Raw genomic sequence first — 22,207 nt, forward strand, 5'->3', positions numbered from 1 at the left:
CCCTTTACCCTTTATCCAATGACGACAACTGGCACCCTGCGCAGGATCCGATCAAAACAAATCAGCGAGGAACAGTTTTTCCTGTTCACGATGCTCTTGGTCAATGGCGGCAATTATATTTACAATTTATTGCTCGGCAGAATATTGGGTCCTGAAGCCTTTGCTGATGCGGCGATCTTAATCACTTTTTTATTGGTGCTTTCATTTCTCGGCATGGCGTTTCAAATTGTAACCTCAAAATATGCTGTACTATTAGAAAAAGACCAGTTGGATGTATTTATTGCAGGAATTTCAAAAGTGACCATTGGAATCGGAATTGCGATTGGGGCTGCGATAATGATTTTCAGCCACGAACTGCAGTTGCTTTTCCATACCAAGACATCAGCCATGTTTGTGGTTTTTGGTTTTGGAATTCCGCTGTATTTGCTCATGAGCGTGAACCGCGGGTTGTATCAGGGAAAAGACCGCCTGGCCAAAATGGCGATCACCTATCAAACCGAAATGATTAGTAGGCTCGCCATTACGCTGCTTGTGGTATCGCTCTTTCCTTCGTTGCCGACATCGGTCGCGATTGCCGCCGGAATCGTTGTTTCTTTTGTGTTTGGGCTGCTTCCTTTTCAAAAGAACTTATTTAAAAAGCCAGAAATTTTAAAGGAAACGATCAACACGAAAAGCATCATCCGTTTTTTTGCGCTGACGGCATGCTACGAATGTGTTCAAATCATTATAAATAACAGCGACGTCCTTTTGGTAAAACATTATTTCTCAAACCATGATGCAGGGTTGTATTCATCATTGGCACTCATTGGCCGGGTAGTTTACTTTGTGGCCTGGATGTTCGTCATGCTGTTATTGCCAAAGGTAATTCAGCGACAGAAACAAGGATTGGATACGAAATCGGTTTTAATGAAATATGTAGGCTACATCAGCCTTTTGTCCACATCAATTGTTGCCGGCAGCTGTCTTTTCCCCGAAACGGTGGTGCGCCTGATGTTTGGCAACGATTACCTTGCGATTGCACCTTTGTTGTGGAAGTATGCCCTGGCGACCTCGGTTTTCGCTGTGGCCAACATCTTCGCGTATTATTTTCTTTCGCTCGGAAAATACATCCCTGTACTGTTTTCGGGGATAATGGGCCTGACGCAGATTGCACTGATTGTGATGTTTCACAAAAGCCTGCAACAAACGGTAGAAATGCAAATCATAGCAATGTTTGGGCTATTATTTATTCAGCTTGCGTATTTCCTTTACCACACAAACAAGAACATTCGTCTAACGTAAATTTCCATTCGTCGAATAGTCCTGAAAAACAACAGAAGCCGTTCGATATTTGCACGATAAAAATAAAAACATTAAAAATGAAAATAGCTGTTGTAACCTCGTTTCCACCCAGTAAAGTGACCTTAAATGAATACGGATATCATTTGGTAAAGAATTTTGTCCAAAAGCACGAAGTATCAGAGCTTTTACTGGTGACGGATAAAACTGCCGACCCGAAGCAACTGGATTTCGATAAAAGTGAAAAAGTAAAAGTTCGCGAATGCTGGTCTTTCAACAGTTATGCCAATCTTTTTACAATTGTAAGGACCATCCTTAAGGAAAAGCCGGATGCGGTGTTGCTGAACCTTCAATTCGTAAAATTTGGCGACAAGAAAATTCCTGCTGCATTAGGCCTTTTGATACCGATGTTTTTGAAGATTTTCGGATGCAATACCATCGTTTTACTGCATAATATTTTGGAACAGGTCGATTTGGAAAGTGCCGGTTTTACAAAAAACAAATGGGTCGAAAAGATTTATAATTTCATTGGAACCAATTTAACACGCTGTTTGCTGCAATCCGATCGCGTGGCGGTTACCATCAGTAAATATGTTGATGTTTTATCCGCAAAGTACAAAGCTGACAATGTTGTGCTGATTCCACATGGCTCATTTGAGGCACCTGAAGCTGCAAATTTCGATTTACCAGCGGGTCCTAAAAAAGTGATGGCTTTCGGGAAGTTCGGCACTTATAAGAAAGTCGAAATTATGATCGAAGCCGTCGAGCAAATCCGGAAGCACAGCGATGAAGAGATCGAAATTGTGATTGCCGGTACCGACAGCCCGAACACTCCGGGTTATCTGCAATCGGTAAAGGAGAAATATGCACACGTGCCCGGAATTGTCTTTACGGGCTATGTTGAGGAAAATCAGGTGGCACAAATTTTCAATGAAAGTGCCGTAGTGGTGTTTCCTTATACTTCAACAACAGGCAGTTCAGGCGTATTGCACCAGGCCGGAAGTTATGGTAAGGCGGTAGTGATGCCGGATCTGGGTGACCTGAATCTGTTGGTTCATGAAGAAGGGTATCGCGGAGAATTTTTTAACCCGGAATGCGCCGGATCATTAGCGGATGCTATTTCCTGTATTTTAAACGATGACCAATACAGGCGAAGCATTGCCCAGGCCAATTATAAAGCGGCGTGCGCGTTGTCAATGGATAAGATTGTTAGCATGTACCTCAATCGATTCGAGGAAATTGAAATGCAAAAAACGACCAAATTACTCGTACGTAATGTGTGAAAATGAAGGTTTCTTCTTGCCTTTTGAATTCAGGAATCCGAAACTTTTCTGCTTGCTCTTCACCCAGGGCCATTTTCCAGCAACCTGATTGGGAATACTTGGGAAATCATATAACGTCCACGATAAAAATGCAAGGTGATTCTTTTTGAATTGCGCTTGCATTTTTTCATGATAAACGCCCTGGTCTTTTTCTGAATGCCCGGACCAATGCCAAATTCCGTTATCGGATGGAAGTCCAAATTCCTGGATGACAACAGGCTTATTCACGGCTTTTTCTAAACTGTCATGTTCTTTTTCAAAGTCATCAATCGCGTTATAAAAGTGATAGGAAACAAAGTCGACCTTGTCTTTTAATTGCACTGCTGCCGCCGAATTGGACCAGCCAACCGTAATCAGATGGTTCGGGTCACTCTGTCTTATAACAGGAATTAAATGTTCAAGCCATTCAAGGACATTCGACTGATTTCGCTTCTCAAAGTCCAGATTGGGCTCGTTTTTTAAATCCCAGGCAATGATCGCCTTATGGTCTTTGAAGGTGCTTACGATCTTCTCGGCATGCCGGTGTGTAAGCGTCCAGTCGGCAATGCTATAGTCGCTGTAAAAATCGAATAAAGTAACGATAACCGCAAGCTCTCTCGAGGCAGCCATGTCGAGCAGGTTTTTGAGTTTGTCTAATTTTTCCTGTTTTACATCGGCTTTGCCAAAATCCTCATATTGTACAAAAATCCGGATGGTGTTGAGCTTTGCTGATTTAATAATATCCAGATCGCGGCCAATCGTATCCTTGTTAAACGCCTTGCCAAAGGTATCCCAGGCGGAATTTTTTGGGTAGTAGTTTATGCCCTTCATTACAAATTCCCTATCGTTTTTATATATTTTCTTCCCACTGACTTTGAAAACCGGTGCGGTAACAACGGTATCTATAGGAAAATCAGAGGGCTTCATTTTCTGGATATGACGCACACGCCAAAATCCGTCTTCGAGCAGCATCATCACTTTGTAGGAGGCCGTATCCTGGATTGTAGCAATCAGTTTTTCCGATTGGAATATCTTTTGAAATTCGACTACATTGCGGTCTGTAAATACGACCAATTGCCCATCGGCACTGTAGAATTCCAGCGACGGATGGTGCTCCAGGGTTGTACTTTCAATGGTGAGGTTCTTTTTGGAATTCTCGCCGATGGTTCGGTATAGATTCGTCCGGGCATTCTGCGTATAATAATCTTCAATACCCTCATTCCGATTATCTTCCAAAGATTTATTTTTAACGACCCATGAAAAAAGGTAGTGCTTTTCTATGGTCTTAAGGGTGTTCGGTTCCATTATACGGCCCGGATTTTCTAGACTTTCCCATTTTACGTTAGGAAGGTAAGTGTTGATGGTTTCTTTGTCCAGGTGCAGCATTGACGTACGGCTGGCACCTGAATTCATGTAAGTGAGTACCGAATTGATTCCCATAATGACAAGCAGGTTGACTGCAATAAATGTGACGATGAGTACGACGCGAATAGATATTTTATTGTTAATTAATGACATATTCTTTGGTTTCGGTGGTTTGGGTTACGCCGAGCGTAGTGATTTTAAAACGATAGGCTTTCTCCTTATAAATATCAGCAGGCAATACAAACGAGGCGTATCCTTTGTTGCTTTCTTCGTACAATGTAGCGACTGCTTTTGGACCATGGTATACCACTACTTTTACCTGAATGCCGTCAGGAACCAATTGGCCCATGAAGCTCCGCAAAGGACCCACTTGTAAAGTCCGGTTCTGGTTTGTAAAATCATAATTGAATGACGCGATGAGCGGATTGTAATGAATACGCAAGTGGTTACTGGTTGCTATCCCGGTAACATATGCTTTTACAATATAGTCGTCTTGATGGTCCGGGTGCAGTAGTTGTGCCGTGGCAATGCCGCCAATTGTCGTGCCAAAGGTTTTTAAATTTTTCTGATTGGCATTCGTAATATTGAATGTCACCATCGTGCCATCACTGACGGTGTTCCCATAAGCGTCTTTTATGATCGAAGTAGTAAACTTCGTGATTTGATTTCCATCTGCAAAGGCATGATTTCTGGCGTAATTTATAGTAAAATCCGTAGCGATATTTGGATAAATTTCAGTTTCAATTTCTTTAGTAGCCGTTTGACTGCAATCGCTGGAGACCAGTAACTTACCCGATTTGTTTTCGGAAAAAATGTCTTTCCACGCAATGAAATTCATTGTTTTCTCGGTTGTGACTGAAATATTGTCCAAAAACTGGTGCTTGATAAGAACCGGAGTATTGTCTGCCAGCGGATTGTCAAAACCATCAGTAGGAACCGTGACCATCATGGTAAACTCTTTTCCTCCGGCTAAAATACTTCTTGGCCCGAGGTAGTTTTCAATGTGAACCTGTGATTTATTCGAGGGGAGTATTTCAACATTCCCCTGGATTAGGGTCTTATTTTCGGTTGTTAAAAACCATGAAATGGTACCCGTTTTGGTGCTGTAGCTTTCGGGGAAAATAAAAACGAATTTGTCTTTTTCTTTTCTCGGCTCCAGGATCGTTTTTCCATAAGAATGGATGATGAAAAGCATCGGTATTTCCGAATCCGGAGAACCTGAAAATCTAAGCGCAACCGGTTCTCCGGCACGAAATGAACTTTCTCTTGAAATCAGGTGAAATGAGGCGGGTTTTTTACCGGAAACCAATACACTTCCAAATGACAGCAATGCCAAAGCACAAAAAAGAAAAAATAGATAAGTTGTCTTTTTCATTAGCGTGGGTTTCCAACAAAATTGTTGATTTCAATTTTAATGTAGTCGTAGCCCTTTCCGGGTACTTTTTGCAATTGTTCCAATTCCTGGCCATATTTTCGGTTCGGAACCACAGCTTTGGCGATTGATGCATTTGCGAGGCCATTTACAAAACAATTTTCAAGGGACGATTTTAATAGGCGAACGCCCTTTAGGTCCAATAGTTCGTAATTAAAGAAATGTTTTCGCTGCACCCGAACGCCCTCATGCATAAAAGCATGGTCTACGTATACCAATTCTTTTTTTGAATTATAATAGGAAATCAGCAGTTCCGGAATGGTTGATTCCTGAATTCCTGAATTGAACAAAGTGCCTTGCAACTGGTTGTTTTCGATGTTGAGATCAGACAAGCCCACAGCGGTGTAAAGATCGGTAATGGCTACGTTTCCTGCGGCCTGAATGTCGAAAGTAACCGGGATTCCCTTAATATCCAAAGGCGTAAACTCGTTCGGGTTAAAAGTTGTCGGCTTCAGATCGGTGTTTTTCAACCAGGCAATGTCTTCAAAATTCACCCTGAAACTGGTGATTTCTTTTGGCATTAATTTATGTTTTATAACGTATTTGGCATTGTGGGATGCCAGTTTTTTATCGTTTTTGTCATACAAAGTGGCTTTTAAAGTGACATCGGCGGGAACATTATCCACGTTCTGCAGCGTTCCGATAATAATATACTCCTGCTGCCACCGGATGAGCCGTGCTGAAAGTATCTCCAAAACAGGCTGTTTGAGAACATCATCGTGATAGGTTTGTTGTGTTGTGACAGCCCTTCTTCCGTGCTTGTAAAAGTCGGTAGTGTTTGCCGAAACAAATTGGTCCGGGGGGATATCGATGTCTAACTTATTCGGTTTCAGAAACCATTTTCCACCTATTTTTACTGCCTCATGAGTATAATCCCGACGGATGATTTCGAGCGGCGTAACCCATTTGGTACGCGCTATTATTTGCGCTTTACCTTTAGACTGGTGTATGGTTTCCATTTCAATGGCATCTAATTTCGCATAAGAATTTAGTATGCCATCCTGAACTGACGTTTCCAGCATAAACTGGGACAAAGGGTATTTCTTATCGGGAACCAACAACGAATACGCTTTCTCATATTCCTTAAAATCAAGCGCGTCATAGTATGATTTTACGACATTTAAAGCAGAAATCTGTGTGGCGTTACTCAAGTAAAGTCTGTAAATGAAAATGCCGATGACCACCGTTAAAATCAAGGCCCACAGCTGCATCAGGGAAATCAATCGGTTTGGGAAATGCTGGTATGGAAGCGCGAAATTGAAAAAATCTGGTTTTGCAATCGCTTTAAGTTTAAGGGATTGGTATAAGAGCATCTGGATGTTCAATATGAAAGCAATCAGAATGGTCAGCAGTGGTATAATGCCCCACATGAGCTTTTGGTATTTCGGGATATCTTCAAACGGAAGGATTTTCGATAGCGGTGCAACATTTAGTTTTTCCCAAACCATGATGCCATTTTCGAGTTGAGAAAGGCGGTGCCAGCCGCAGAAATACAAAATCGGGTCATAGAATTTGTCGTTGGAAAAAACGTACTTCAGGTTGTATTTTTCAGGAACTGTGAGGAATTGCTGCAGGGAGCCGATGCCTTCGAGTCCGCGAAATTTTGAATTTTCCAACCGCTCAACCGCACGTGAAGTCAATTCGGGCAACCGTCGTGCAGAATGATAATTGCCATCTACAGTGAGTGCTTTGGTCTGGAGTGATAAAGTGGCCATCTGATCGCCGAAGCCCAATGTCAGGTACCGCCATTGGTCGTGTTGGTCCTGATTTAAGAAATTCACAATCGGCAGCATATTGATTCTTTGAGGCTGAAATGGCCTGAAGTAGCCCAGTGTAATGGTAAAAACGGCAAACCCTAAAAAAATGCCAGCGAGCAACCCGCACACGATCCGATGGTAAACAGATCCGAATCGGCGCTGCATCGCTTCACTTAAATCGCCTTCCACCAAACGGTACGTCAACTCCCCGAACAACGGCAGGCTCATAATTGAAGCCCAAAGCGTAAAGCGGTCAAGCGTAAGGATGTTGAAGGCATTTTTTCCTAATAACATCAACGGAATAGGGGTCGTGCCGCCCGTACCTAAAAGAGTCAGTAACGCAAACGAAAGCCCAAAAAACAAAAACCGCTTGCTGAAAAACCGATAATATAAATAAGGCATGAAAAACAGCAGAATTCCCCATGGAATTAAGAAGAACATCAATCCTGATGACGTAACCTCGAGGAAATTGTCCCGACTCCCGTGCGGAATGGGAACCTGTGTAATTGGATTGTTTCGGGAGTTGATCCAGTACGGAAGAATACAAATGATCAATAAGAATACCGCTGTAGCACCAAAAACGACGATGCGTTTAAATAAAGATCGAAATGAATTATAGAATATCCTGAATGTAACTTCCTTATAACTGGTGACCTTTTCCCGGGATACATCCATGATTGCCATTCCGATGAGCGGAAATATGAAAAAGACCATCCCAAAAAGCGGGGTTACATGGTGTGAACAAACTGTGACGGCCAGCAGCGACACCGCCCTGAAAAAATAACGGTATTCACCTTTTTTAATCCACAAATAAATCTCCGGCAAACTGTGCATTAATACTGAAATACCGATGATACTGGGCAGCTGCCCAAAAATATGCAGTGTTTCTACAAACGAAGAGGAAAAAACAGCCACCAGTGCGGCATATCCTGCAATGGTCCTGTTTCCCGTAAGCAGCAATGAGAAGCGGAATACTCCGGTAATGAACAAGATCACCCCCAATATTGCGACGGTAAAAAGCCCGAATTTTAAGCCTCCGAGAAGCGAAAGGACTGCGATACACTGATGCACTAAAGGCGGATAGCCAGTAACCGTAAAGCCGGTGTACCAACTGTAATTCCAGGGTTCAAACCAACTGTGGGCATAGTGATTTGCGAAAAAAAGATGAATTAAAGCATCGTAGGTATTTTCTAAAGTGAAGAAAATAGCACTTCCGTGGAACACGATCGCGATGAGAAGTGCAACGACGAGATATTTATTAGACTTTTCTTTCACGTTTGCCTGCGCTGGTTATTGTGAATGTAAATATAGGAATAAACAACATGTCGACGAGTTTTAAGTAACGGTACTAACTTTCCATTCGTCGACACAAACGTATCCGTTAGTCTAAAATCGACAATTCAGGGTTTAAAGTCAATCTATATTTGTCATGAAATTAATCGCAAAAAATAAAAATCATGAATATTTTAATCGTTGACGATCAGGAATTAGTATTACTTTCCCTAAGCAAATGTCTGAATGACCTGGGGTATAATGTAGTGAGTGCAAACAATGTTTTTGATGCCATTAAGAAATATGATTTATTTGAACCTAACCTGGTCATTGCAGACATTAACATGCCGGTATTGGCTACGGGAAAACAGCAAAATGATACCACACATATCAACGACAAAGCCTCGGGACTGGAAATAGTTAAATACATCAAGAAAATAAAAAAACACGATACGCCCGTGATGATTCTGTCAGGAAACAATGACGAGGATATTATCGTAAAAGGATTCGAACTCGGTGCGGCTGATTACATGAAAAAGCCACTTAGCTTAGGCGAAATTGCCGTTCGCGTGAGTAGGCTTATTGGCCCCGGAGATTCAATTTCTACTATGAAGATGAATAGGAACAGAAGCATACAAAGCACTTGCACTGGCGTTGTAATACCTTGTTATAATGAAGAAACGAGATTGCTGAGTGATGAATTTAAGGCTTTTATCCATAAGAATCTAGGCTATCACCTTTGTTTTGTAAACGACGGCAGTAAAGACAATACACTCGCTGTTTTGCAGGAAATGCGAAAAGGAAACGAAGACCGCATCAGCATCTACAATTGCGAGAAAAATGGAGGAAAGGCAGAAGCTGTGCGTTTGGGAATGCTGCATCTGGCAAAACAAAATCAGTTCGATTACATTGGTTTCCTTGATGCGGACCTGTCCACAAATTTCGATGATTTTGATGATTTGGTGCAGACCATCCGCCATTCCGACTATAAAATTGTGAGTGGCTCCCGTATTAATCGAATGGGTGCTGACATTGCCAAAGAATCGGCCCGTAAAATCATCAGCATGACCATCAACTACATTATCAGAAAGACGTTGGGTATGGATTTCAAGGATACACAATGCGGTGCAAAAATCATGACCAAAGAAATTGTCGAAAAGACTTTCCAAAAGAAATTTTTGACCAAATGGCTTTTTGATGTCGAGATTTTTATGAGGATGAAGAAAGTTTACGGAAGCGACAAAGCAAAACAACTCATTTGCGAAAAGCCTTTAAACCGTTGGGTGCATATGGATGGTTCGAAATTGTCTTTCAAGGACTCTTTTAAAATCGTAGGGCAAATCGGGCAGATTGCATTGCATTACAGATAGCCGATGCTTTATACCGAACATGGTCAAATTCAATTGTGGAACAGCACAAAAAAAATGTCAGACCGGTATAACTCCGTTCGTCAAATTTTCAAATTTCGCAATCGCACGTTGTTAAGGATTAGCTGGTTGTATATTCCGCTTCCCAATTTTGACCAGTTCAAACCACAGTACCGAAATGCAGCCAATCCCAATTGACAGGGCAGCCTGCCGGATACTCAGGTGTTCCAATGCAAAAAAGTCGGTAAGCGGTTTGACATACAGCATCAACGCAGTAATCGCGATAGTGATGGCCGCAATAAGGAACACCAAATTGTTTTTGTACTTTATAGTCGTGATGATGGAGTAGTAAAAGGAACGGTTTTCGAAGGTTAGAAACACATTGGCACTGATCAGTGTCAGGAAGACCATCGTTCTCGTAAGCGACTCATTATATTCCTGGTACACACAAAACTGATACACGAATAAGGTTCCAACGGTCATCACCAAACCTTGAATGATACTCGTTGAAAGTTCTTTCCAATTGAAAAATGTGGTTGTAAAGGGCCTGGGTTTTTGCGACATCGTATTTTGTTCCATCGGTTCGTTTTCATAAACGACAGAACACGTCGGACCCATAATCAGCTCTAAAAAGATAATGTGGATTGGCGAGAAGATATTGGGATAAATCCAGCCCAGGGCCAGCGGAATGAACACGGTCAGGATAATCGGGATGTGGATGGAAATGATAAACTGAATGGCTTTTTTGAGGTTGGCATAAATTTTTCTACCCATTCCAATCGCATCCACCATTTTAGAAAGGTCATCGTTGATCAAAATTAAAGAGGCGGCCTGTTTGGCTATTTCCGTCCCCTTTTTACCCATGGCAATGCCAATATGCGCTGATTTTAAAGCCGGCCCATCATTTACACCGTCACCGGTCATGGCGACGATTTCATTATTGGCTTTTAACGCATTGATGATTTTGAGTTTTGCTTCGGGAAACATCCTGGTAAACAAACTGGTGTCGGCAACGCGGACTTGTAATGCTTTGTCCGAAAGTTGCATCAATGCATCCCCCGAAATGCTTTTTTCGTAGCCGGCAAACCCGATTTGCTTCGCAATGGCTGCAGTGGTTTCGGCATTGTCTCCGGTGATGATTTTTACTTTGATCCCCGCTTTGTAAAAATGCTCCAACACGGATGCAATGTTCTTTTTTGGCGGGTCATAAAATGCCAATAGCCCAATAAATTCAAAGGGCAATTCCTGTTGTGTTTTCGGGTAGTTTTTGGTGGCGAAACGGCTTTCAGCAACGGCCAGAATCCGATATCCGTCGGCTGAAAAATCCTTGATGGCTTGTAATACCGATTTCGTTTCATCAGCAGTGAGTGCAGCTGAAGCCATGATGGATTCCGCCGCACCTTTGGCAGCAATAATCCTGCTTCCGGATTGGTCCTCGAAAATGTGCGTCATCATGGGCGGCTTTCCTGACAGCGGATATTCATGCACCATCTGGAAATCGGGGCGTTGGTCTTCTTTTGAAATTGCCGAATAGGCTTCGTGCAAGGCGACTTCCATCGGGTCAAACGGAATGGGTTCGCTTGCCCACATGGCCATCGTAATGAGGTGTTTTTCATCGGCTGATAACGCGTCTAAACTGCTGATTTCCCCAGATGTTAAACTAAAAATTTTAGCCAGGCTCATTTTGTTTTCTGTGATAGTCCCTGTTTTATCAACACAAATAACCGTAGCACTGCCCAGTGTTTCAACGGTCTTCATCTGCTTCACGACGATGCCTTCCTTCATCATCCGCCAGGCACCAATCGCCATAAAAGTCGTGAAGGCGATCGGAATTTCCTCCGGCAGGATGCTCATCGCGAGCGTTAACGCTTTGAGCAGGCTGTCGTATAAGTTATAGGAATGAAAGTAATTGATCGCCCAGACCACCAGAAAAACCAACGCGCCGGCGACTGCCATTTTCTTTACAAAATTGCCAATCTGCACCTCCAGTGGCGTCTTTTCATCGGTGATGGCTTCAAGACTTTTCCCGATTTTTCCCAATTTGGTATCGCTGCCTATGGCAAAAACGGTTGCGATGGCCAGACCGCCAACTGCTGTGGTACCTTGGTAGATTTTATTGTCCTCAGTCGTTTTGTCTTTACTGACGGCCATCGATTCGCACGTCAGGATGGATTCATTGACTGAAAAATCGTTCGAATGCATGATCACGCCATCTGCGGAAATAAAAGTGCCTTCTTCCACCATCAGGCTGTCGCCAATAACAATTTCTTCGGTTTTGATTTCGACTGCAATCCCGTTCCGGACAACTTTGCATTTGGGTTTTATAATGTCTTTTAATTGCTCGAGTGCGTTGTGGCTCCTGGCATTTTGGAATAACGAAATGAGTGAAATCAACACAATTGCCGATACCAGGAAAATACCGTCTGATGTTTTTCCACTGATAAAATAAATGGTTGATGCTGCCAATAACAGGATCATCATGGGTTCTTTCACCATTCCGATCAGTGCCCTGAGGAACCTGTTGATTTTTTTGTAGGTAGACACATTCAAGCCATGTTTCTCCCGTGCGATAAGGACCTCAGCATCCGTTAGTCCATTTGTATTGAATTTATTTTCTGGCATATTTGTTTTATGGGTTCGTGGTAGACAGCACTTGCATCCCTTGCATTACTTCCTGAAAACCAGCATCGGTGTTTTGGTGTCAAAACCCAAGGCTGCGGTTTTGCTGGACAGAAACAGGCGTTCAAACCAGTTGCGGTCCTGTTTCGTAAACATCACGATCAGCGAAGGATTTGATTTCTTAATGTCTGTTTGCAGGTGCGCCAGCAAAGAGCGTTCGGCATTCAGTTTCCTGAAATTAAACACGACATTTTCGAAATGATGCCTTATGGCAACCTGATTTAATTTGGACTTCTCCTCCGCATAGTCCAGTAAATAATCATAATGGTACACCCCAATTTTTGCTTTAAACGGCCCGGCAAATTGCAGTACGGCCCGGAGTTCAATCCCAATATTCTGCATGTCTGAAGCATACAGTATGTTTTCCATCAGTTTAGTGCGATACGTGTACGGCACGACCATAACCGGTACGGGGGAGCTGGTCATCAGTTTTGAAGCATTCGTGCCCAGGAGTTTACTTATTGTCCCGCCGCCACGTGTGCCCATACAGATAAAATCGGCATGTATTTTCTGTGCGTATTCGATGATTGCAGTGTCCACTTCCGTACCGTTATCAATCATCCAATCTACTTTTCCGGCGGAATGTCCGGCTTGCTTGTAAATGGCCATGACGAACTTCCAAAGCTTGTTTTTCAGCATGGCGTTTTCGGTATCCTTTAGATCATTGTAATTGTCATCTGTCCATGCATTGATGGGCGTTTTTGCATTGGCGTGATAGAAAATAAGTTCACAGGGAGCCTGCGTGGCCAGTTGTATGGCAAAACGAATCCCTGTTTTGGAGTGGGTGGAAAAATCTGTTGTAACGAGTATTTTTTTCATGGGATTAATGGCGGTTCATTTTATTTATGGACGTCCTTTACTTTAAGCATAAATGCAGCAGTTTCAGGGTCTGCGGCAGTACCGTATCCATCCACCAGCGTACCTTTTTCCTGATCACAGGTTTCAATGGCATACATGATGGCGCTGTCATCAGGATTCGATTCTCCTTCAAAACGGTAGAAGTGCACAATCGTAATTTCCTCCGGAACAAAATGGCTGCCTGTTTTTAATGAGACCAGATTTCTGCCATTTATTTCGAATTGGGAGCGGAAGCCCATTTTTTCTACTTCGGCCAATATCGTAACCAGACTGTCCATGTTTACCTTTTCCATAATTTAATTTTTCTGCAGACCCTTTATTTTAGAAATATTACAAACCATCATCCTTATCGTTTGCCTCCTGTTCATCTGGTTTTTCAAAGTAGTTCATTTCTTTTTCCATGACTTTTTTATCCTTCTGATTTTGTCTCATCAGGAAAATGATCAGGGCGATGGCCGCGATGCCCAAAATCATCAAAATAATCCAGTTCATTTCCATAGCCTTAGGTTTAAATATTTTATGTCTTTTAAAGGTAGTTCATAAAAACCATAACCCGTATAAAATCAGCCTAATATTCTGAAATATTGTGATTTAGTGTCAACGTTCAAACCGCATCGAAATATCCAGTGCTACCTTGTCACCGGTACGCATCAGCTTCTTCATGAAATAGGGCGGATCAATGGCGTAATCTGACATGTTAAAGCTGTAATTTGCCGTACAGGTAATGCTGCCTCCTTTGTTAGCCATACAATGAATGTCAATCGTGACTTCCTTTGTAACACCCGCTATCGTGAGCTTTCCGATGGTAGTGATGATCGTCCTGTAGTTTTCCTGACCCGTTATTTTAGCGGAAACTAATTTGTAAGCAATCGATTTAAACCGATCTGTTTTCAGTGCTTTCCAGGCGTTTTTATTCAGCGCGCGGTTATTGCTTTTTAAGCTTTTTGCAGGGATAGACAATTCCAACATCGTAAGCCCTGTAATGTCAGTTCCCGGCAGCAGGTTAAATTGTGCCTGGCCAGAAAGTGATTTTGTTTCCATAGTCCAATCGTGGAAAGTCGAGGTGCCAGAGATTTCGATACAATTATCGGAACTTTCTTCAATTGAAAAGTGGGTCTGGGCATTTGAAGTAGCGCCGGTTAATACATAAAAGACAAGCAAAATGCCTAAAAAGGGAATGTTTTTCAAAATGCAGGGATTAGCGGTTAATGGAATGAAATCAAGTTGAACAATATCACTTTTGTCCGGATTTGAAGGGGTTTGTCCTGTAAAGATCGGACATTGCCTTAATACCTGAAATGATGCTGTACCCGTTAAAAAGTGACGGTCGTTACGAAATTTTGCTTTCTGGATTTAGCAAACAAAAAACGGATTGGTAGCCATTACCGGTTTGCTTTCCCGAGTTCGGCTTTCTTTTTGGCTTTTGCTTTTTCCTGCTTTCTGAAATAGCCTCTTAAAAGGAAGTTGTGTTTGGCCGCTTCTTCAAGTTCGTTGAGTTTCTTTGTGCCGGTTTGCAGGTTTATCATTGTAGAATCGAGGGAAGTTGCCCATGTTTCATCGGTGAACAGTCTGGAAACAATGCCCTTTCCATTGTTGAGGCTGGCGGTGAAGACGTTGATATCGGCGGCGCTTTTTTCAAATCCGGACAGCGTTTTTTTAATGCTGTTGGCATAGGACGGGTCGGTCATCAGTTTGGAAAAGGTACCGTTTTTATCATTCAGTTTTTTGGTAAAGGCTACAAATTCATCGGTTCCCGTTTCCAGGTTGGTCATCGTTTTATCGATGCTTTTCGCAAACTCCGCGTCGGTAAGTACTTTTGAGAGTGCGCCTTTTCCGTTGTTGATCTTGTAGCTGAACTCAGAAAGCTGTTTGGTGATGATCTCCGCATTGTCAACACTTTTTTTCAGTCCCGACATCAAGTCTTGGATTTCGATGGCTTCAACTGAGGCAATCGTTGCATGGTCCTGGATCATTTTATCAGATGCAGACCCCGGAGAAATGGTCACGACCTTATCGCCCATTAATCCGTCTGAGCCGATGCTCGTCATCGCATCCGATTTGATGTATTGCTGAATTTCGCTCCTGATCGTCATGCCGACGACTACCGCAGAGTCCGATACAAATTGGATGTCTTTTACAGTACCAATGTCGATGCCGGACAAAAGCACATTGTTGCCCACTTTCAGGCCGCTTACATTTTTAAACTGCGATTTCAGGTAAAATGTCGATCCGAAGAGATTTTGGCTTTTCCCGATAAAATAGATGGTAATAAAGAATGCTGCCAATCCCATGATGACGAACATTCCCAATTTCCAGGTATAATTTGAACTTTTCTTCTTCATGATAGTATGTTGTTGCTTTCGATTTTAAATAAAGAACGAGCGCACCCACTCATCCTGACTATTTTCCAATTCTAAATAGGTGCCTTCCGCATTAATGACGCCGTCTTTTAAGATCATGATGCGGTTGCCTGTCATCTTTGCGCAGGCGATGTCGTGCGTGATGATGATGGATGTGGTCTTGTATTTTTTTTGTACTGAAAGTATCAGCTCGCTTATTTCCCGGGCTGTGATCGTGTCCAGTCCGGCGGTGGGTTCATCGTACAAAATGATTTCAGGGTTGATGATTAAGGTTCGTGCGAGGCCGATTCGTTTTATCATTCCGCCTGACAGTTCGGAAGGCATTTGGTCGATGGCGTCGGATAAACCCACGCTGTCCAGTGCTTCGACAATCTGTTTTTCCACTTCATCATCCGATAAATGCGGCGTGTGGTGCTTTAGCGTAAAAGCCAGGTTGTCCCTGACAGACATGGAGTCGTACAATGCGCCGCTTTGGAACATAAAGCCGATGCGGAGCCTTATGGCGTTGAGCTGCTTGTAATTTAGCTTTGTGATGTCGGTACCAAAAACCTTCATTTGCCCTTTATCCGATTCCATTAATCCGACAAGGCACTTGATCGTGACGGATTTCCCGGAACCTGAACGTCCCAGTATGACCAGATCTTCACCTTTTTCCACCGTCAGGTTGATGCCGCGTAACACTTTGTTCTTTCCAAACGATTTGTGCAGGTTTTTGATTTCAATAATCGGTTCGTCTTTCATCTTTAGAAGAATAAATCGGTTATCTGCACGGCGAGCATATCGATGATGAAAATGGAAAGCGAAGCGGTTACGACAGCCGAATTTGCTGCCAGGCCAACACTGGCAGTACCACTTGCAGCATTGAATCCCTTGTAACAGCCGATCAGTCCAATAAAAAATCCGAAAAAGAAGGTTTTTAAGGTGGCGGGGAGCAGGTCAAGGAAATCAAGGTGTTCGATTACTTCAGAGAAATAGCGGAATATTCCAAGGCTTCCATGTACGTTATAGCCAACGTATCCGCCAAAAATCCCAATCACATCAGCATAAAAAACCAATATAGGCACCATGATGGTTGTGGCTAAAATACGCGTCACCACCAGGTATTTGTATGGGTTTATGGCCGAGACTTCCATGGCATCAATCTGTTCCGACACCTTCATCGAACCCAGTTCGGCTCCGATTCCTGAAGCAATTTTCCCGGCGCAGATTAAGGCCGTGATCACCGGTGCAATCTCCCGGATTAAGGATAAAGACACCATACTCGGCAACCAGGATTCCGCACCGAATTTAGACATCGTGGGGCGGGACTGAATCGTAAGCACCAATCCCATAATAAATCCTGTTATCGATACCAAGGGCAATGTTTTCACGCCAATGGCGTAGCACTGGCGAATGAACTCATTGATCTGGAAAGGCCGTTGGGCAATCTCACGGAAAAACCTTCCTGTAAATAAGGACAGCTTGCCGGCTTCGTCGAAAATATTTTTTATGTATGCACGCATTTACCTAGTGCTTAAAGTGATGATGGATATTGCATAATGGGATATTCGTTTGCTTTTTACCTGGCGGTTGGACTGACGACCTGGACCTTTGTCGGGCCTTTTTCAATTGCCATAAAAGAACTGATCAGAAGCAATACAATGGCTATAAGGATTGCAATAGTGGTTAGTCCAACGCCTAATGTATAACGCTTGTTCCCTTTACGTGTTACGGCATTATTCCTGGTGTAGGAAACGGTATTTGCGCCAATTTCATACACCAGAATTTCTTTGTAGGTTTTAATCATCAACGTATCGAATTTTTCAGTTGACAAAGCTTGATCCAAAGGCTTTCCCCTAAAAATGCTTAACATTAATAGGATGGAACTGATAAACAATACAATCGGGACGATAGTGATCAATTGTATTGTTTCATTTGAGCCATCAATGCTGTTCAGGAAAAATGGGATGAACAACACGGTGAAACCTATTATCGTGCCGGCATAAGAATGTTGTTGCCGGTACGAATCTACCTGCTTTTCAACAATCTCTTTTGAGTTCAGCGCGAGGAATTCGAGATGCCGAAGGTCTTCTGCTTTTACATTTGATTCCACAGGTTTTTAAAGGTGTATGAACAGCGCGTCTTTTGGCCTCCTGATCTTTTTCAGGTTGACCAGATAGTCATTTTTGACATCCCTGTAGCCAAGGGCCATGATCACCGTGCTTCGCAATCCTCTTTCCTGCAACTGCAATAGATCGTCGAGCAACAGCGAATTAAATCCTTCCATGGGGGTGCTGTCTACTTTTTGTTCAGCGGCAGCAACCAGTCCGATGGCTAACGCGATATAGGTTTGTTTTGCATGCCAGTTGAAGTTATCGGCATCACTATTGGCGAGCTGCGATTCCAGTTGTTCCCTCACCGGAGCCAGGGTTTCCAGGGCGATACCCCTTTCCTGCGCGATTTGATTTACATAGATGCTAATCCGTTCCTTTGTCAGCTTGTCCCATGCCGCAAAAACCACCAACGCCGATGCTTCTGTAATTTGTGGCTGGCTGTAAGCGATCGGTTTTATTTTTTCAAGCAATTCCTTGTTTTCAACAATAAGCACACTGTAGGGCTGTAACCCAAAAGAGGAAGGCGCCAGTGCTATGGCATCAAGAATAACATCCATTTTACTTTCCGGAATCTTTGTTCCGTTCATTCTCTTTGCGGCGTACCGCCATTGAAGTGCTGCTGTGATTGACATTTGGTTCTGTTTTTATATCGGAGCGTACATACCAAAGGTATTTTGGCCACCGGCAATTGATTTTTTAAAGGTTCCAGTGCTTCTAGTCGAAGTGTTCTGGATGTCGCCTTATGAGGGTGCTGTTTGCAGGAACAAAGATGGTAATGCGCCAATGGCCTGACAATGATTTCGAACTGCCTTAGCGGTGATGAAGCGCACTCGTTTTACTTTAACACATCATTTTCAAAGGTTTATGCGTTGCGGTTTATTCATACCGCAGCGCCTCAATCGGGTCCAGTTTAGAAGCTTTCAGTGCAGGATAGTAGCCAAAGAACACCCCTGTAACGAAACAAACCAAAAACGAAACATAAATGGAGGAAGCGGATATCAGCGTAGGCCATTCCATAAAAAATGAAACGGCTTTCGTAGCCGAAATCCCGATGATCACACCAATGATACCGCCCGTGATGCTTATCAATATGGCCTCAATCAGGAACTGAATTAAAATGTCCAGGCCGCGTGCACCAATGGCCATCCGCAAGCCAATTTCTTTAGTGCGTTCTGTCACAGAAACATACATGATATTCATGATGCCAATTCCGCCAACGACCAATGATATTCCGGCGATAACGGTGAGCAGGATGGTTAAGATGCTGCTGGTTGAGGTAAGCATATTGACCAGTTCAGACTGGGTGCGTACCGTAAAGTCATTGTCATCGTTCTCCCTTAACCTGTGGTTTTTCCGAAGTACTTTTTCTACTTCTGCGGAAGCGCTGTCCGAAGATTTTTCTTCAATTGCCGCAGCATAGATGGACTGATAATAGGTCGTTGCCAAAATTCGCTTCTGCACCGTTGTTACCGGCGTGATGATGACATCATCCTGGTCCTGCCCGAATGAATTTTGCCCTTTCCTGCTTAGGATGCCTATGATCTTAAAAGGTATTTTTTTAAAGCGAATGCTTTTCCCAACGATAACGCCGCCATTGGGGAACAGATTAGCTGCAACCGTTAACCCGATCAGGCATAGTTTAGAAGCGGACCTCACATCTTTATCGGTGAACGCGATCCCTTCCTGGAGTGGCCAGTTTCTGATGAATAGAAAATCGGGGTGCACACCCTGAATGGTAGTGCTCCAATTGTACGACCCATTCACGACCTGCCCTTTCATAGCGACAACCGGCGATACCGCATTGATGTAGTGTGGACTCTTTTTCAAGGCAATAACATCAGATTCATTTAGCGATTGCACGCTGTTGTTATCCATCCTGGTGCCGCCGTTGGTATTGCTTGTCGGTATAATCATCACCATATTGCTGCCCATTCCCGTAATCTGTCCCTCTATACTTTGTTTAGAGCCTTCGCCAATAGCAATCATCGCAATTACAGCCGCAACGCCAATGATGATGCCCAACATGGTAAGGAAGGTGCGTAGTTTGTTCCGGCTGATGGACCGCCAGGCAATGTTTAGAAGATTGGTGATTTTCATGGGTCTACGATGACGTTAACAGCGGGCAGTTTTGCGAGGACTTCTTTGGCGCGGACGACATTTGGGTTTGTTACATCTTTTAAAATCCTACCGTCCCTCAAAGTAATTGTCCGTTTACTGAAGGTGGCGATATCCGGCTCGTGTGTGACAAAAACAATCGTTTTTCCCAGGTCGTTTAAATCCTGAATGAGCATCATAATCTCATAAGAAGTTCTGGAATCCAGGTTTCCGGTTGCTTCGTCTGCCAGGATCATAACAGGATCGTTAACCAATGCCCTGGCGATAGCAACGCGCTGTTGCTGACCTCCAGACAATTGGCCGGGTAAATGGTAGGCCCTGTCAGATAACTTCACCGCCTCGAGTGCCTTAAGGTATTTCTCCTTACGCTGCGATGCGGTATATTTATTATTGTAGAGTAGGGGGAGTTCTACGTTTTCTATAGCCGAAGTTCTTGCCAGCAGGTTGTAGGATTGAAATACAAAACCGAGTTTGGAATTGCGTAGCCCCGCCAGTTCATTTTTGGAGAGTCCGCTGACATTCACACCGTCGAGCAGGTAAGTGCCCATTGTGGGTTTTTCGAGGCAGCCCAGAATGTTCAGCAACGTTGTTTTTCCGGAACCGCTCGCACCCATAATCGTAATGAATTCGCCGGAATTAATCGTGAAGCTTACGTTGTCAAGAGCCTTCACTTTTTGGTTTCCCACCGTGAATTCCCGTTTTAGATTTTGTATTTCGACTATTGCACTCATTACTTGGCAGGTTTTGAAGCTTTCCTGTTGCCCATTTTCGGCATAAAGGGACTCGTCTTGGCTGGTGTTTTTGTTGATTTTTTATCCGAGCTGCTGAGATTCGTGATCACTTCCTCGCCCTCTTTCAATCCCCCCGTGATATTGACATTGATATCATCAGTCATGGTAGTAGTGATGGGTTTTTCAAACAACGTATCCCCCGACTTGATCCAGGCGTTCGCCGCGATGGCTTCAGGGTTTTTCGGTTTGGAATTTATTTTGGTTTTAGCGTGTATGATCACAAACTGTTTTAAAGCGGTGCTGTCCGGTTTGAATGCCAGTGCTTTAGCCGGAATCAGTAAGGCTTTGCTGTCTTCTTTTGTATAAATGCTGATGCTGGCGGTCATTCCGGGTTTGAGTTTCAGACTGGTATTGTCGACATTGATTAAGGTAGTATAGGTTACCACATTGGCATTGACCCTAGCATGCAATAAAATTTGCTGCACGCTGCCCTTAAAAATCTCATCAGGAAACGCATCGACAGTGAAGCTAACATTTTGCCCGGATTTCACATCGCCAATATCAGCTTCGTCTACCGCAGCGCGAACCTGCATTTTGGTCAGGTCTTTGGCGATGACAAACAACGTAGGCGCATTAAAACTCGAGGCAATGGTCTGCCCTTCACTTACCGCGCGGTTTAGGACCATGCCATCAATTGGGGAATAGATGTTGGTATACGAGAGGTTTTTAGTCGTAATCCTCAACTGTGCCCTTGCGTTATCCAGTGCCGCTTTGGCCACGTTATAGTTATTTTGGGCAAGCTGGTAATCGGCCTGGCTCACAACACCCAACGCAAACAATTTCCGCTGGCGTTCATAAGTGCTTTGCTGGAATTTGGAATTGCTTAACGCATTGGCAAGGTTTGCAACGGACTGTTCTTTTTGAGCTAATATTATCGATGGATCAATGGCAGCAATCAGTTGTCCCTTTTTGACCTGCGAATTAAAATCGGCATAAATTCTTTTAATAACCCCGGAAACTTGTGCGCCCACGGCAACAGTATCAACCGGCTGAATGGTTCCTGTTGCGGTAATACTTTTGGCAATATAACCATATTCGGCTTTGGCGACATCAAATGTTTCTACTGCCACTTTCTTATTGCGGAAGTAAAAATACGCTATCGCGGCGGCGGCCAACAAGGCAATCAAAATGACAATCCACTTTTTCATCGTAAAAATTTGTTACACATTGCAATTGGAATGGTCCCAGCCAAAATTCTTGCCGGTGTGGCTCCAATACAGTCAATCTGAAAATTGTATTATGTCGTTTCCCTGGCGGGAATAGCAACAGCTAATTTCTTTTGAATTTTTATCGCTTGCTTTTGCTCTTTTGCAAGTACTTTTTTGGGAATATGCTCCGTGGCAGTGTCAATTCTCTTGTTTATTTTACGGACGATCTTCTTTGCCGTATCGTTAATTCGTTTGACAATCTTTTTCCCGCCTGATTTTACCAAAGCGGCTTCATTAAGTGCCGTTGTCAACGCAGCGACCATTTTTTTCGATTTTGATTTCATAATCTGTGTCTGTGTTAAAATTATTAAGTCGTTACTTCGATCGAAGC

Annotated in this window: 20 protein-coding genes; 3 read left to right on the forward strand and 17 right to left on the reverse strand. The window is 43.3% G+C overall.

Going from position 1 to position 22,207, the window contains the following annotated elements:
* The first annotated feature begins 18 nt into the window (after window positions 1–18).
* Window positions 19–1,281 carry an oligosaccharide flippase family protein gene (locus tag CFE23_RS12525; protein WP_291088520.1) on the forward strand — a complete coding sequence of 421 codons (1,263 nt, stop codon included), beginning with the start codon at window positions 19–21 and terminating at the stop codon, window positions 1,279–1,281.
* Between the two features lie 77 nt (window positions 1,282–1,358).
* Window positions 1,359–2,561 carry a glycosyltransferase gene (locus CFE23_RS12530; RefSeq protein ID WP_291088522.1) on the forward strand — a complete coding sequence of 401 codons (1,203 nt, stop codon included), beginning with the start codon at window positions 1,359–1,361 and terminating at the stop codon, window positions 2,559–2,561.
* On the opposite strand, the gene CFE23_RS12535 is transcribed toward CFE23_RS12530, so the two are convergent.
* Genes CFE23_RS12535 through CFE23_RS12545 form a run of 3 tightly spaced genes read right to left on the reverse strand, consistent with a single transcriptional unit; the run spans window position 2,541 to window position 8,408 of the window.
* The gene (locus CFE23_RS12535) at window positions 2,541–4,097 is read right to left on the reverse strand and encodes a cellulase family glycosylhydrolase (protein WP_291088524.1); all 1,557 of its coding nucleotides are present in this window, start codon (window positions 4,095–4,097) and stop codon (window positions 2,541–2,543) included. The genes CFE23_RS12530 and CFE23_RS12535 overlap by 21 nt on opposite strands.
* Entirely contained in the window at window positions 4,084–5,319 is a 1,236-nt protein-coding gene (locus tag CFE23_RS12540; protein ID WP_291088526.1) for a hypothetical protein, read from the reverse strand. The genes CFE23_RS12535 and CFE23_RS12540 overlap by 14 nt, the downstream gene beginning before the upstream one ends.
* Complete coding sequence (locus CFE23_RS12545; protein ID WP_291088528.1) at window positions 5,319–8,408, reverse strand: hypothetical protein; 3,090 nt, start codon at window positions 8,406–8,408, stop codon at window positions 5,319–5,321. Before CFE23_RS12545 ends, CFE23_RS12540 begins: the two co-directional genes overlap by 1 nt.
* A gap of 182 nt (window positions 8,409–8,590) precedes the next feature.
* Between CFE23_RS12545 and CFE23_RS12550 the strand changes: the two genes are divergently transcribed.
* Complete coding sequence (locus tag CFE23_RS12550) at window positions 8,591–9,775, forward strand: glycosyltransferase (RefSeq protein WP_291088530.1); 1,185 nt, start codon at window positions 8,591–8,593, stop codon at window positions 9,773–9,775.
* Between the two features lie 111 nt (window positions 9,776–9,886).
* Here the strand turns inward: CFE23_RS12550 and CFE23_RS12555 are convergent, their stop codons facing one another.
* The 14 genes from CFE23_RS12555 to CFE23_RS12620 form a co-directional block, all read right to left on the reverse strand.
* On the reverse strand, window positions 9,887–12,394 hold the full coding sequence (locus CFE23_RS12555; RefSeq protein WP_291088531.1) for a cation-translocating P-type ATPase: 2,508 nt from the start codon (window positions 12,392–12,394) through the stop codon (window positions 9,887–9,889).
* Window positions 12,395–12,439: 45 nt separating this feature from the next.
* A complete protein-coding gene (locus CFE23_RS12560; protein ID WP_291088533.1) occupies window positions 12,440–13,270 on the reverse strand; it encodes a universal stress protein in 831 nt (276 codons plus the stop codon).
* Window positions 13,271–13,290: 20 nt separating this feature from the next.
* The gene (locus CFE23_RS12565; protein ID WP_291088534.1) at window positions 13,291–13,602 is read right to left on the reverse strand and encodes a hypothetical protein; all 312 of its coding nucleotides are present in this window, start codon (window positions 13,600–13,602) and stop codon (window positions 13,291–13,293) included.
* Window positions 13,603–13,639: 37 nt separating this feature from the next.
* Window positions 13,640–13,801 (reverse strand): hypothetical protein, encoded by a 162-nt coding sequence (locus tag CFE23_RS12570; RefSeq protein WP_291088535.1) that lies wholly within the window; start codon window positions 13,799–13,801, stop codon window positions 13,640–13,642.
* A gap of 105 nt (window positions 13,802–13,906) precedes the next feature.
* Window positions 13,907–14,497: a YceI family protein gene (locus CFE23_RS12575; RefSeq protein WP_291088537.1), complete on the reverse strand. Its 591-nt coding sequence runs from the start codon at window positions 14,495–14,497 to the stop codon at window positions 13,907–13,909.
* A 194-nt stretch (window positions 14,498–14,691) separates the two neighbouring features.
* Complete coding sequence (locus CFE23_RS12580; RefSeq protein WP_291088539.1) at window positions 14,692–15,651, reverse strand: MlaD family protein; 960 nt, start codon at window positions 15,649–15,651, stop codon at window positions 14,692–14,694.
* A gap of 24 nt (window positions 15,652–15,675) precedes the next feature.
* Window positions 15,676–16,410 carry an ATP-binding cassette domain-containing protein gene (locus tag CFE23_RS12585; protein ID WP_291088541.1) on the reverse strand — a complete coding sequence of 245 codons (735 nt, stop codon included), beginning with the start codon at window positions 16,408–16,410 and terminating at the stop codon, window positions 15,676–15,678.
* Between the two features lie 2 nt (window positions 16,411–16,412).
* On the reverse strand, window positions 16,413–17,171 hold the full coding sequence (locus tag CFE23_RS12590) for an ABC transporter permease (RefSeq protein WP_291088543.1): 759 nt from the start codon (window positions 17,169–17,171) through the stop codon (window positions 16,413–16,415).
* Window positions 17,172–17,227: 56 nt separating this feature from the next.
* Window positions 17,228–17,761, reverse strand: a complete 534-nt coding sequence (locus CFE23_RS12595; RefSeq protein WP_291088545.1) for a hypothetical protein — start codon at window positions 17,759–17,761, stop codon at window positions 17,228–17,230.
* Between the two features lie 6 nt (window positions 17,762–17,767).
* Complete coding sequence (locus tag CFE23_RS12600) at window positions 17,768–18,394, reverse strand: nitroreductase family protein (RefSeq protein ID WP_291088547.1); 627 nt, start codon at window positions 18,392–18,394, stop codon at window positions 17,768–17,770.
* Between the two features lie 244 nt (window positions 18,395–18,638).
* Window positions 18,639–19,859, reverse strand: a complete 1,221-nt coding sequence (locus tag CFE23_RS12605) for an ABC transporter permease (RefSeq protein WP_291088549.1) — start codon at window positions 19,857–19,859, stop codon at window positions 18,639–18,641.
* The gene (locus CFE23_RS12610) at window positions 19,856–20,608 is read right to left on the reverse strand and encodes an ABC transporter ATP-binding protein (RefSeq protein ID WP_291088551.1); all 753 of its coding nucleotides are present in this window, start codon (window positions 20,606–20,608) and stop codon (window positions 19,856–19,858) included. The genes CFE23_RS12605 and CFE23_RS12610 overlap by 4 nt, the downstream gene beginning before the upstream one ends.
* Window positions 20,608–21,816 carry an efflux RND transporter periplasmic adaptor subunit gene (locus CFE23_RS12615; protein WP_291088553.1) on the reverse strand — a complete coding sequence of 403 codons (1,209 nt, stop codon included), beginning with the start codon at window positions 21,814–21,816 and terminating at the stop codon, window positions 20,608–20,610. The genes CFE23_RS12610 and CFE23_RS12615 overlap by 1 nt, the downstream gene beginning before the upstream one ends.
* A gap of 89 nt (window positions 21,817–21,905) precedes the next feature.
* Entirely contained in the window at window positions 21,906–22,160 is a 255-nt protein-coding gene (locus CFE23_RS12620; RefSeq protein ID WP_291088555.1) for a hypothetical protein, read from the reverse strand.
* Between the last annotated feature and the right edge of the window lie 47 nt (window positions 22,161–22,207).

Origin of the sequence: Flavobacterium sp. BFFFF1 (genome assembly GCF_002256285.1) — a bacterium.
Classification (GTDB): Bacteria; Bacteroidota; Bacteroidia; order Flavobacteriales; family Flavobacteriaceae; genus Flavobacterium.